The following is a 10,663-nucleotide window of genomic DNA, read 5'->3' on the forward strand; positions in this document are numbered from 1 at the left end:
GCAACGCCGATGATCAAAGGAGATTTCAATGTCCCAGTCGCAAACGACCACCAATCACGACGAAATCCGCAAATGGGCCGAGGAGCGGGATGGACGGCCGGCAGTGGTTCGCACCAAAGGGGCGGGCGGCATCCTGCGGATCGACTTCGGCAAACCCGAGGAAGCATTCGAGCCGGTCGAATGGGACGAGTTCTTCCGCATATTCGACGAGAACGATCTGGCCTTTCTTTACCAGTCCAAGACTGGTGACGGACAAACCAGCCGTTTCAACAAGTTCGTCGAGCGCAACCAGAAAGGCGAATGACACATTTCGAGCCGGCCGATTTGCCCGACCTGGTTCTCGGGCCAATTTCTGGATGCGGTGGAACAATAGAGGCTCCGATCCTTCGGTCGCTGAACCACAGCCGCAGCAAGGATCGAAGGCCTGGGCCTGAGCGCAGGAGGCGGCGGGGCTGGATAGGCGTCAAAAGCTGGAAACCCGCTACTCGTCCTGCCGTGAAACCAAAACGCCGCTCATCAGTCGTCCTGCTGCCTGCGGTGGCGGTGTTTTTCGATTTCCTCGGGCTCTTCATCGTCGATCCGCGTGATGTTCGAGGCATTGTGGTCTGATCGCAGGATCTCATCCAGTTTGGCGTGAATGGCCTGAGTGTCGCGGTGCTCGGCACGCTGGATGAACAGCGTCATGGCCCACGTAAACAAGGTAGCCGCTCCATGCCAGTCCAGGGTCTGTCGCTCGAAGATCATCCAAAGGATTGCGTAGACCAACAGGATCAGGAATGCCGCGGGGCGGGAGGTTAATGTGCCGATTGAGGTAAGCACGCCGGTGACGGGATGATTGGCCATGCGAAAGAACTCGCGGCAGTGACCGTGGTTCCCGACCGCAGTGCATCGCGCCGGCACGAACCAGCTAGGCGCGACGGATGAATTCACGGCGCAGTGCTTGCCGATCGCAGCTACAACGATGACCACTCGATTGCCGGGCGCGCAATCATCAGCCAGAAAATGGCGAGCACGGCGCCGAAAGCTGGGAAGCCGAAGACAAACCAGCGTCTGAACAGCTGATGGTAGCGCTCGGGAGGAGGTTGGTTGGAGAGTGCGGCCTGTGTGGCTAGATTTCGCATCTCGATCTGCATCCACACGACAGGCAGCCAGAACAGGCCCGTTAAGATGTAGAGCAGGATCGAGAGAACGATCCATCCTTCCGACAGCGAATACCCCGCAACCCTAGCGAGGCCCAGTCCGGTCAGAGGTTGTGCGACAACGGCCGTAGCCGTGAACAGGAAATCAGCCAGCACGACAATGCGGGCGACGGCTGCGATCGTCGCGGCATTCCCGGTCCGGTGTGCCAAAAGCATGAAAAAAGCAATGCCGGCACCAGTTCCGAGCAGCACAGCAGCGCCGATCACGTGCAGGTATTTAAGCACGAAGTACATCATCAGCGTTCCTCCAGAATGGCCAGCGCTGCAAAATGCAGAACGAGGATCGGGAGGATTTTGATCAGCGGCCCGAGTGGCTCAAGCCAAAGATCCGGCCGCAGAATGCTCCCAGCGGTCGCATAGAAAAGCGATACCGCGATTGCGCCGAAAAGACCAAGCTGGCTGGTTGGGCGCCAGGCGATAAGCGCCCCGACGGCGATGTCAGCCAACGCGCCGGCGACTACCGCCGGTTCGGCCAAGGGGCCGGCGGCAGTGCCAATCAGCAAGTCAACTCCGCTGCGCCAGCCGGCGGTCAGGGAAATGATGCCGGTCATGATCCAGAAGAGCGGCAAGACGACAAAGAGCGCCGGCTTGACAAAGTAAAGACCGGCGAACCATCGCTCCTGCACGGTCGCAGGATTTAGACGCAGTGCAGATGTAAGACTTGATGGTTGAATGCCGGTCGCCGTCATCCACGGCTGGGGATCGCCGACAGCGCCACGGGCAATCTCTTTTGCTGCATTGCTGCGCATCGGCGGGCGCCAGCCCAGCTGAGCCGCGGCATCCCCGAACCTGTACAAGATAGCTGCGGCCCAATTCGGCAAGATGAACTCCCGAGCACTGCTCCATCCGAACCAGCGGCGATAGCGACCCACGACCTCGCTCATCGAAAGTGCCTCGGGCCCAGCGAGGTCCAGCGTGAGGTGCGATGGGCTGCCGGGTTTGAGGAAGAACAGGACGGTGGAGATGACGTCATCGAGCTGGACGACTTGGAGACGGCCCGTGTCGGGCATCAACGGCAAGAGCGGCAACGCCGCGAGGCCGCGAAAAAGTGCGCTTGCGCCGAAGGCCGGCCTTCCCAGCACTACGGAGGGGCGCAGGATGACCCAGTCAAGGCTACGTGCCATCAGTGCTTCATCGCCAGCGAGCTTGCTAGCGGAAAAGGCGGACGGCTGCTGGCGATCGACCCCGATGGCAGAAAAGTGAATCACCTTGTTCACACCTGCTTGCTCACACGCGGTGAAGAGAGCCGAGGCGCCGGTAGAATGGACATGCCGGGTGTTTTCCCGGGCACTATCCTGCAGGACGCCGGCACAGTTTACGACGGCGTCCACACCGGCGAGATAGGGGATCCAGTCCTGAGGTCGCAAGGCCCGCGCCATATCCAGGGAAACGGTTGGGATCTCCGGGTGGACGCCAGTGTCTGCGTGGTGAAGCACGCGAACCACTTCATGTCTCTCGCCGGCCAGGCGCGCGCAAAGCGCGGCTCCAATCAGACCTGACGCGCCGGTGACGAGAATTTTCATTCCTTCCTCCAGCCGTTCGCCGGCGCGTGCCCTTCCATCAACCCAGCGGCTGCGCCTGAGAGAACTCTAGCAAAGCCGAAGCCGGTAGTCTCACGCCGGGTGGAACGGGTTCCGGGCATCAACGCAGCCAAAGGTGAGCCGGTACGGTGCGTTCGCATCTGCAGGTCAACTTCGCCGGAAGTTCGTCGCGGGCTCGGCGCAATCGCGGAGGTCGTTATGAATGTGAGTTCCAGCCTTGGCGGCGTCTCCGAACGCAACAGCAATTTGATTGAGCCCCTCGGCCACGTCGCCAATGGCATAGAGTCCTGGCGTTGAAGTCTCAAGGTGTCGGTTGACCAGGACATAGCCTTCTGCGTCACAGTTAGCCCCCAGAGCAACCGCTAGTTCGGAGCGTACGTCGCTGCCCATCGAAGGGTACACCACATCGATGTTGCGCATCGGGGCGCCCTCGGCCATGACGACATCGAACCCGGTTCGTCGAGGGATCAGGTCATCGACAGCGTCCCAGATTTCAACTCCGCCTGCCAAGGCGGCGCCGCGGGCAGCTTCGGAAACATCATCCTGGTTATTGGCGAGCAAGGCGACCTGACTGCCATATCCCTTCAGGAACAGAGCCTCCCTGACGGCGAGATGCTCCGGACCAACAACGCCGATGCGGCTACCCCGGGCCTCATATGCATCGCAAACCGGGCACAGTCTGACAATGCCGGTTGCAATCGCCTCCTCCAGTCTTTCAATGGGAGGTGCCTTGTCCACAATGCCCGTTGCCAGAATCACGCGCCTTGCTTGGACAATCCCGCAGGTGGTCGTCAGGACAAAAAAACCTTCGCGTTTTTCGGCGTGGCCTACGCAACCATGGACAAGGCTCGCGCCGTATAGCTGTGCCTGGGCTCGTAGGCGGCCGAGCAGTTCTTCCCCGCTGATGCCGTCGGGGAAGCCGGGACAGTTGCGGGATTTTGGGATGAGCTTGGCACGCGCATGCCCCGCGTCGAGCGAGATCACCGAACGCAGAAACCTGGCTAAATACATGGCTGCAGCGAGCCCCGCGGGGCCGCCGCCGACGATGGCAACGTCAAAAACTTGTTTGCCCGAAAAACTTGGTTCGCCCGAAAAGCTTGGCATAGGGCCTAACTTCAACTCAACAGGCTTGTTCCACAGGGTCGAAATGGACGCAATCAGGATGCACACTGCGCGATAAGAGTGAACTCCAATCGAGTCGTGAAGAGAAAGGCCACTGCCTCATCAAGCCTGCAAAAACCTCGTGGCTCCCAACGCTGTGAGTACAGCGCCACTGGGAAAGTGAACGCATCATGGAACTTCGGCTCATCGTCGCGCTTAGTTTGGCGAAAGGGTGGTCTGAGATGAGCGCGACCAGAGAGTTTTTTCAAAACTGGCTACAGGAGAATGTCGGCACACTTCCTGGTCGAGAGGAAGTCAGCGTCGCGGTGCTCGCTCAGCAATTCGAGCAAGATGCCGAGGTGGCTGGTTATGGGCGTGAAGTAAGGGAGGACGAACTCGGAAACATCGAAGATGCTATCGTGCAAGCGATCGAGAACGCCGGGTCCGGGGTGCAGAGCCCGAGCTCCGAAAAGAGCGATCCGGCACCTGTAATGGACGCGTTGGAGGTCGATGATGCCAAGAGCGGACCGTAGCCCCTGACACCTTCTTCTGTTCGCCTGAACAAGCCCCCCGGGCTGCTATACGAGCTGAAAAACGGACCTTAGGTGCTTTCCCGTTAGTTCCATGCACCATTGAGGAACATTCCTGCCGCCACGGCGTTAGGAAAGTTCCTTCACACCCGGTGCGCCCGTGCTGACTGCTACCCTTCCAGGCGAATGGCTGACCCGGCATGATCAGGGTCACATCTCGCGGCGGGCCGCTCTTGCGGGTATTTGTTGCTGGCTATTGGGTGCTTCCGCAGAAGCCGCGCCACAGCCATCGCCGCTCGTGCGATTTGGCGTGCTGGGATTTGGCACCGCCGCCTGGGAAGTTGACGTCATGCGGCGACATGCGTTGGACACCATGCACGGCGTATCAATCGAGGCTCAGCGGCTTGCCGGTACCGAAGCCGGTAAGACCGCATTGCTGGCCGGCAGCGTCGACGTCATCGTTTCGGACTGGGTGTGGGTCATGCGCCAGCGCAGCGAAGGCGCTGATCTGGTCTTTTATCCCTATTCTCGTGCCGTCGGCGCGCTGGAACTGCCGCAAGGCTCGCCCATTCGAACTCTTGCGGACCTCAAGGGCAAAAGGCTGGGGATCGCAGGTGGTCCGCTGGACAAAAGCTGGATCCTGTTGCGCGCGCTCGGCCTCCGTCAGGTGAAGCGCGATCTTGCTGAAGAGGTGGAGCCAGTGTTCGGCGCGCCGCCTTTGTTGGAGCAGGAATTTCTGGCGGGGCGACTGGATGCACTGCTGACGTTCTGGAATTTCGCCGCCCGTCTCGAGTCAGAGGGGGCAAGGCCTCTGCTCAGTGTCGCGCAAATCCTGCAGGGGCTTGGCGTATCCGTGGACTTGCCGATGCTCGGCTACGTCTTCCATGAAAGCTGGGCGCGGGCCAACCCGATAGCCCTCGCGCGATTCACGAGCGCGACCGCGGCAGCGAAGTCGCTGCTCGAGTCTTCGGACGACGAATGGCGGGTGCTCGCGCCCCAATTGGGCACGGACGATCCTCACCTACAGGCGGCGTTACGCGCCGCCTATCGAGCCGGAATCCCTCGTCGGTTCGGCAAAGCCGAACGTGATGGCGCGGCCCGGTTGTTTGCAATCCTGGCCGAATTGGGCGGCGAAGATCTGGTCGGCAAGGCGACGAGCCTCGATCCTGGTGTCTTCCGGGCCATACCGGCTTGAGCTCGCGCCAATGACCGATGTCCCAGCGTTCCCCATCACAATGCAGCGTTCGCAATCCACTGCGGCATTGCTGACCATGGTGCTCGTCTGGCAGATTGCATCATCGATCGCCGCCGATCGCCTGTTTCCTGGTCCGGTCCAGGTTGTTTCGGTTCTCCTGCACGAAGCGGTTCGGGGCGAGCTGCCATACCATTTGGGCATCTCGCTTGCGCGCGTCGTGGCAAGCCTCGGGTCGGCAATCGTCATTGGCGCGGCCCTTGGCTACGCGGCAGGCCGCTCGCACAGAGCCGACATATGGATGAGGCCTTGGATCGTGTTACTCCTCAACATGCCGGCGCTGATCACGGTCATTCTAATTTATATCTGGCTTGGTCTTGCCGAGACCGCGCTTGTCCTTGCGGTCGCGCTCAACAAGATCCCCAACGTCGTGGTGACTATTCGTGAAGGCGCCAGCCGGCTGGACAAGGACTTTGCCGAAATGGCTGAGCTCTATCGCTTCGGGCGTGCTGCAAAGCTGCAGCATGTCGTGCTGCCGCAATTGGCGCCGTTCTTTCTCGTCACCCTGCGCAGCGGGCTGGCACTAACGTGGAAGATCGTGTTGCTCGCCGAACTGCTCGGCCGCTCCAACGGCGTCGGGTTCCAGCTACAGGTCTATTTTCAGAACTTCGACGTCACCCACATCCTTGCCTATGCGATCAGCTTCGGCGTTGTGATGCTTGCCATAGAGTATGGACTGCTTGTGCCGTTGGAACGTCGTCTGTTCGCCTGGCGACGCTGATGCTGAGGATCAGGATCGAGGACAAGACTTTCCCCGGTGACGACGGACAGCGCCGGACGATCTTTCGCGCGCTGTCGCTTGATATAGCCGACGGACAGGTCTGCGTCCTGACCGGCCCTTCCGGTGTCGGCAAGTCGACGCTGCTGTCGATCGTTTCGGGCGTCGACCGCGAATTTCGCGGCAGCGTGAGCGGACGACCGCTTCCGATAGGCATGCTGTTCCAGACACCGAGGCTGCTGCCCTGGCTCACCGCCTTGCGCAATGTAGAGATGGCCATCCCGGATCGCGCGCCCGATGCGGCCCGGTGGCTTGCCGCTGTCGACCTGAAAGGCAATGAGAAGAGCTATCCGCAGCGACTCTCGGGCGGCATGGCGCGGCGCGTAGCGCTTGCCCGGGCGCTCGCCGTGGAGCCTGCGCTCCTGCTCCTCGACGAGCCATTCGCTTCACTCGACGAGGCGACCGCGCAAGACATGCGCCGCCTGCTGCAGGATTGTTTCGCCAGTCGGCGGACTACCACGCTGCTGGTTACGCATGATCTCGCATATGCCTCGTCGCTGGGTGATCGGGTTATTGTTCTGGAGGGATCGCCGGCCCGCATCGTGCGCGATGTCGCAATCTCTCGTGGCGATGAAGCGGGATCGTCGCGCTTTGGGCTGGGGGCGACACAATGAGACTGTTGCTGGGCCTTCTCTTTCTTTTGCTGATCACCGGCCCTGGCGCCACCGAGCAACAGACGATGGTGATCGGGTATATCGGCCAGGAGCGCAAACCGGCTCTGCCCCTTGGACCCCTTGATGAAACCGTCACCGATGACGGCCTGCAAGGCGCACGGCTCGGCATTGCCGACGACGAAAGCACCGGCCGGTTTCTTGGGCAGAAATTTCGGCTGGAGGAAAGAATATTGAAACCAACCGAAACGCCGGACGACGCGGTAAGACAATTCGCCGATGCCGGCATCGCCTTTGTCGTCGCCGATCTCGACGCCAGTCAGCTTCTACAGGCCAGTGCCGCGCCCGGTGCCGAGCAGATGACGTTGCTCAACAGCCGGGCGCCGGACGACGTGCTTCGCCAACAGGACTGCCGTCGGAACGTGTTGCACACGATCCCGAGCCGCGCCATGCTCGCCGACGGGCTGGCGCAGTATCTCGCCTGGAAGCGCTGGCAGCGTTGGTTCCTGCTTGTGGGGCCGCATTCGCAGGATCAGGCGATGGCGGCGGCCTTTCGACGGGCGGCGGCTCGCTTCGGAGCCGAGATCACGATCGACCAGCCGTGGACATTCAGGCCCGCCAACGGACGTGCCGATACAGGGCATGTCACGCTGCAGACCGAAATACCCGCGGTCACGCAGGTCAGCGACTATGATGTGCTCGTGGTCGCCGACGAGGCGGATGAATTCGGCGCCTATCTGGAGGGCCGCACTGCGCTGCCGAGAATCGTCGCCGGCACGCAAGGGCTGGTCACCACAGGCTGGAGCGCTGTCAGCGAGGAATGGGGCGCCACGCAACTGCAGGACCGTTTCCACAGGCAGGCAGGGCGCTGGATGTTGCCCAGCGACTACGCGGCCTGGCTCGCTGTGCGCAGTATCGGCGAAGCGGCGACGCGCCTGCACAGTCTCGATCCCGCGGCAATCGGCAGATATATACGCGGCGACGCGTTTCTTCTCGCTGGCTTCAAGGGGCAGGGGCTTAGTTTCCGTCCCTGGGACGGACAGATGCGCCAGCCCATTTTGATCGCCGGGCCTCGCCTCTTGATTTCCAGCTCACCGCAACCGGGCTTCCTGCATCAGCGCACGCCGCTCGACACGCTGGGCATCGACCTGGAGGAGAGCACATGCAAGTTCTGATGACGCTGTTGTTGGCGGCGTTCGCTCTTGCTGCTCCCGCCGCCGCCGAGACCATCTACGTTTCCAATGAGCAGGACAATACCGTCGCGGTCGTCGACGGCGTGACAATGACTTTGCTGGCGACGATCGATGTCGGCCGCCGTCCGCGCGGGCTGGCGCTGTCGATCGACAACAAGATGCTGTTCGTCGCGGAAGGCGACGACAACCGCATCGACGTGGTCGACGTCGCGAAGCGGCGGGTCGTCGGGGAACTGCCTTCGGGAGCCGATCCGGAATTCTTCGCAGTCCATCCCGATGGCAAGCGGCTGTTCGTCGCCAACGAGAATGACAATCTGGTGTCGGTGGTGGACATCGCCGCGGCCAAGGTCATCGGCACCGTGGATGTCGGCGTCGAACCGGAAGGAATGGCGGCCAGCGCCGACGGCCGCTATGTCGCCTGCACTTCGGAGACCACCAGCATGGTGCATCTGATCGACGCAGGCACGCTTGAACTCGTCGACAATCTGCTGGTCGATACCCGGCCGCGCGCGGCTTTATTCTCGCCGGACGGTAAGCAATTCTGGGTGTCCTCGGAGATCCGGGGCACCGTCACCGTCTTCGACACGGCAACGCGCGCGCAGACCGGCAAAGTCGAGTTCGAGGTGCCGGGTATACGACGCGAGGGTGTGCAGGCGGTCGGCATGGCGACGTCCCGCGATGGCACGACCGTCTATGTGGCGCTCGGCCCCGCCAACAGGATTGCGGAAGTCGATGTGAAAACGTTGACGGTCCGTCGGCTCTACCTTGTTGGTCAACGACCCTGGCACGTGGCGCTCTCCGGCGACCAGAAGCGCCTGGTCAGCGCAAACGGGAATTCCGGCGACATCTCCTTCATCGATCTGGAAAACCAGGAGGTGGTGAAATCGCTGCCGGTGGGGCGGGGGCCGTGGGGCGTCGTGATCGGGCCATGAACGCCTTGTCGGTCGAGAATCTGGGCCATAGTTTCGGAAACCGGCGGGTTCTCGACGGCGTCTCTTTCTCTGTGGCCCAAGGCAGGATGTGCATCTTGCTAGGCCGCAACGGCGCCGGCAAGACGACGCTGTTCTCGCTGATCACCGGTCTTTATCACGCCCGCTCCGGCTCGGTGCATGTCTTCGACCAGGCGATGGATGTCAACCCGTCCGCCGCGTTGGCGCAGATGGGCGTCGTCTTCCAGTTGCCGACCCTCGACCTCGATCTGACGGCCGGCGAGAACCTGCGTTACCACGCGGCCTTGCATGGGCTTAGCCAGGCCTTGAGCAAGGAGCGCTCCATCCACGAACTCGGCCGGCTGGACGTGCTGGACAGGATCGACGATCCTGCCCGAGCGCTTTCCGGGGGGCAGCGTCGCCGTGTCGAGATAGCACGCGCTCTGATGCATAGCCCACGCCTTTTGCTGCTGGATGAGCCGACCACCGGGCTCGACGTGCCGGGCCGCCGCGCGCTCGAGCGGCACGTGCGGGAGCTTTGCCGTGAGCGCGGCATTGCCGTCCTGTGGGCAACACATTTTCTGGAAGAACTAACGGCGGATGACGATGTGGTGGTGCTGCATCGAGGCACAATGCGGTGGGCCGGCCGCGCCGATCGCCTGGCTACCGATCTCGGTGTAGCGAGCACGGGCGAGGCCTTCGCGTCGCTGACGGAGTCCGAATGAAAACGTCTCACGCGGTGCGCGCGCTCAACGGCATCCTGCGCAGGGAGATGCTGCGCACGTTGCGGCAACGCGGCCGGCTGCTCTCGGCGATGGTACGGCCGCTGGTCTGGCTGGCAATCTTTGCCGCTGGCTTCCGCTCCGTTCTCGGTCTGTCGATCACGCCACCCTACCAGACCTATGTTCTCTATGACGTGTATGTGGTGCCCGGGCTAGCGGCCATGATGCTGCTCTTCCATGCCATGGCGAGTTCGCTGGCCATGGTCTACGATCGCGAGATGGGCAGCATGCGCTTGTTGCTGACCGCACCATTGCCGCGCTGGTACCTGCTTGCGGCGCGCCTGCTGGCCAGCGTGATCGTCGGCGTGCCGCTGGTCTATTTGTTTCTGTTGATCGCGCGTTTCTGGGATGTGCGGCCGCCCGTTCTCGGCTACGTCGCGGTATTTCCGGCGCTCGTGCTGGCGGGCCTGATGCTTGGCGCGTTCGGCCTGCTTGTCTCCTCGGTTTCGACACAGATGGAGAACTTTGCCGGTGTCATGAATTTCGTCATCTTTCCGGTGTTCTTTGCCTCGACGGCGCTCTATCCGCTGTGGCGGCTTGCCGAGGCGGGACCGGTGCTGGCAACAATCGCCGCCTGGAACCCGTTCAGCTCGGCGGTCGAGCTGATACGCTTCGCGCTCTATCTGCGGTTCGATCCTGTCGCGGCGGTTGTGGTCCTTGGCTGCCTCATCGCCTTCTTCCTCGCGGCGGTCATCGGCTACGATCCCGGCCGCGGCTTGTGGTCCCGGCGCGGCGGCGAGGGCTGAT

General features: G+C 62.1%; 13 protein-coding genes. 9 read left to right on the forward strand and 4 right to left on the reverse strand.

Going from position 1 to position 10,663, the window contains the following annotated elements; genetic code table 11:
• Nucleotides 1-28: 28 nt before the first annotated feature.
• On the forward strand, nt 29-304 hold the full coding sequence (locus tag NKJ18_RS07260; RefSeq protein ID WP_023667991.1) for a hypothetical protein: 276 nt from the start codon (nt 29-31) through the stop codon (nt 302-304).
• Between the two features lie 212 nt (nt 305-516).
• Here the strand turns inward: NKJ18_RS07260 and NKJ18_RS07265 are convergent, their stop codons facing one another.
• The 4 genes from NKJ18_RS07265 to NKJ18_RS07280 all read right to left on the reverse strand — a co-directional run bounded on the left by NKJ18_RS07265 (nt 517) and on the right by NKJ18_RS07280 (nt 3,844).
• The gene (locus NKJ18_RS07265) at nt 517-843 is read right to left on the reverse strand and encodes a low affinity iron permease family protein (protein WP_023681103.1); all 327 of its coding nucleotides are present in this window, start codon (nt 841-843) and stop codon (nt 517-519) included.
• Between the two features lie 110 nt (nt 844-953).
• On the reverse strand, nt 954-1,436 hold the full coding sequence (locus NKJ18_RS07270) for a DUF2269 family protein (RefSeq protein ID WP_023681104.1): 483 nt from the start codon (nt 1,434-1,436) through the stop codon (nt 954-956).
• Nucleotides 1,436-2,722, reverse strand: a complete 1,287-nt coding sequence (locus NKJ18_RS07275) for an SDR family oxidoreductase (protein ID WP_352629306.1) — start codon at nt 2,720-2,722, stop codon at nt 1,436-1,438. Before NKJ18_RS07275 ends, NKJ18_RS07270 begins: the two co-directional genes overlap by 1 nt.
• A 165-nt stretch (nt 2,723-2,887) precedes the next feature.
• Nucleotides 2,888-3,844 (reverse strand): NAD(P)/FAD-dependent oxidoreductase, encoded by a 957-nt coding sequence (locus NKJ18_RS07280; protein WP_352512456.1) that lies wholly within the window; start codon nt 3,842-3,844, stop codon nt 2,888-2,890.
• 188 nt (nt 3,845-4,032) lie between these two features.
• Here NKJ18_RS07280 and NKJ18_RS07285 point away from each other — a divergent pair, with 188 nt between their 5' ends.
• The 8 genes from NKJ18_RS07285 to NKJ18_RS07320 all read left to right on the forward strand — a co-directional run bounded on the left by NKJ18_RS07285 (nt 4,033) and on the right by NKJ18_RS07320 (nt 10,662).
• Nucleotides 4,033-4,374: a DUF768 domain-containing protein gene (locus tag NKJ18_RS07285; protein WP_023667997.1), complete on the forward strand. Its 342-nt coding sequence runs from the start codon at nt 4,033-4,035 to the stop codon at nt 4,372-4,374.
• Nucleotides 4,375-4,531: 157 nt separating this feature from the next.
• Nucleotides 4,532-5,566: an ABC transporter substrate-binding protein gene (locus NKJ18_RS07290; protein ID WP_352758027.1), complete on the forward strand. Its 1,035-nt coding sequence runs from the start codon at nt 4,532-4,534 to the stop codon at nt 5,564-5,566.
• Between the two features lie 10 nt (nt 5,567-5,576).
• Nucleotides 5,577-6,344: an ABC transporter permease gene (locus tag NKJ18_RS07295; RefSeq protein ID WP_023667999.1), complete on the forward strand. Its 768-nt coding sequence runs from the start codon at nt 5,577-5,579 to the stop codon at nt 6,342-6,344.
• Nucleotides 6,344-7,015 (forward strand): ABC transporter ATP-binding protein, encoded by a 672-nt coding sequence (locus NKJ18_RS07300; RefSeq protein WP_352512460.1) that lies wholly within the window; start codon nt 6,344-6,346, stop codon nt 7,013-7,015. Before NKJ18_RS07295 ends, NKJ18_RS07300 begins: the two co-directional genes overlap by 1 nt.
• Nucleotides 7,012-8,187 (forward strand): lanthanide ABC transporter ABC transporter substrate-binding protein PedA1, encoded by a 1,176-nt coding sequence (locus NKJ18_RS07305; RefSeq protein WP_352758028.1) that lies wholly within the window; start codon nt 7,012-7,014, stop codon nt 8,185-8,187. Before NKJ18_RS07300 ends, NKJ18_RS07305 begins: the two co-directional genes overlap by 4 nt.
• On the forward strand, nt 8,175-9,137 hold the full coding sequence (locus NKJ18_RS07310; protein WP_023704603.1) for a PQQ-dependent catabolism-associated beta-propeller protein: 963 nt from the start codon (nt 8,175-8,177) through the stop codon (nt 9,135-9,137). Before NKJ18_RS07305 ends, NKJ18_RS07310 begins: the two co-directional genes overlap by 13 nt.
• Nucleotides 9,134-9,859 carry a lanthanide ABC transporter ATP-binding protein PedB/LutE gene (locus NKJ18_RS07315; RefSeq protein ID WP_023687806.1) on the forward strand — a complete coding sequence of 242 codons (726 nt, stop codon included), beginning with the start codon at nt 9,134-9,136 and terminating at the stop codon, nt 9,857-9,859. The genes NKJ18_RS07310 and NKJ18_RS07315 overlap by 4 nt, the downstream gene beginning before the upstream one ends.
• A complete protein-coding gene (locus NKJ18_RS07320; protein WP_023713344.1) occupies nt 9,856-10,662 on the forward strand; it encodes a lanthanide ABC transporter permease protein PedC in 807 nt (268 codons plus the stop codon). The genes NKJ18_RS07315 and NKJ18_RS07320 overlap by 4 nt, the downstream gene beginning before the upstream one ends.
• The last annotated feature ends 1 nt before the right edge of the window (nt 10,663 follow it).

Source organism: Mesorhizobium sp. M0217, from assembly GCF_040321955.1.
GTDB lineage: Bacteria > Pseudomonadota > Alphaproteobacteria > Rhizobiales > Rhizobiaceae > Mesorhizobium.

Bases quoted from the DNA above. Each gene is read 5' to 3' on its own strand.
- NKJ18_RS07260 (WP_023667991.1), top strand. From the start codon at position 29: ATGTCCCAGTCGCAAACGACCACCAATCACGACGAAATCCGCAAATGG.
- NKJ18_RS07265 (WP_023681103.1), bottom strand. From the start codon at position 843: ATGGCCAATCATCCCGTCACCGGCGTGCTTACCTCAATCGGCACATTA.
- NKJ18_RS07270 (WP_023681104.1), bottom strand. From the start codon at position 1,436: ATGATGTACTTCGTGCTTAAATACCTGCACGTGATCGGCGCTGCTGTG.
- NKJ18_RS07275 (WP_352629306.1), bottom strand. From the start codon at position 2,722: ATGAAAATTCTCGTCACCGGCGCGTCAGGTCTGATTGGAGCCGCGCTT.
- NKJ18_RS07280 (WP_352512456.1), bottom strand. From the start codon at position 3,844: ATGCCAAGCTTTTCGGGCGAACCAAGTTTTTCGGGCAAACAAGTTTTT.
- NKJ18_RS07285 (WP_023667997.1), top strand. From the start codon at position 4,033: ATGGAACTTCGGCTCATCGTCGCGCTTAGTTTGGCGAAAGGGTGGTCT.
- NKJ18_RS07295 (WP_023667999.1), top strand. From the start codon at position 5,577: ATGACCGATGTCCCAGCGTTCCCCATCACAATGCAGCGTTCGCAATCC.
- NKJ18_RS07300 (WP_352512460.1), top strand. From the start codon at position 6,344: ATGCTGAGGATCAGGATCGAGGACAAGACTTTCCCCGGTGACGACGGA.
- NKJ18_RS07305 (WP_352758028.1), top strand. From the start codon at position 7,012: ATGAGACTGTTGCTGGGCCTTCTCTTTCTTTTGCTGATCACCGGCCCT.
- NKJ18_RS07310 (WP_023704603.1), top strand. From the start codon at position 8,175: ATGCAAGTTCTGATGACGCTGTTGTTGGCGGCGTTCGCTCTTGCTGCT.
- NKJ18_RS07315 (WP_023687806.1), top strand. From the start codon at position 9,134: ATGAACGCCTTGTCGGTCGAGAATCTGGGCCATAGTTTCGGAAACCGG.
- NKJ18_RS07320 (WP_023713344.1), top strand. From the start codon at position 9,856: ATGAAAACGTCTCACGCGGTGCGCGCGCTCAACGGCATCCTGCGCAGG.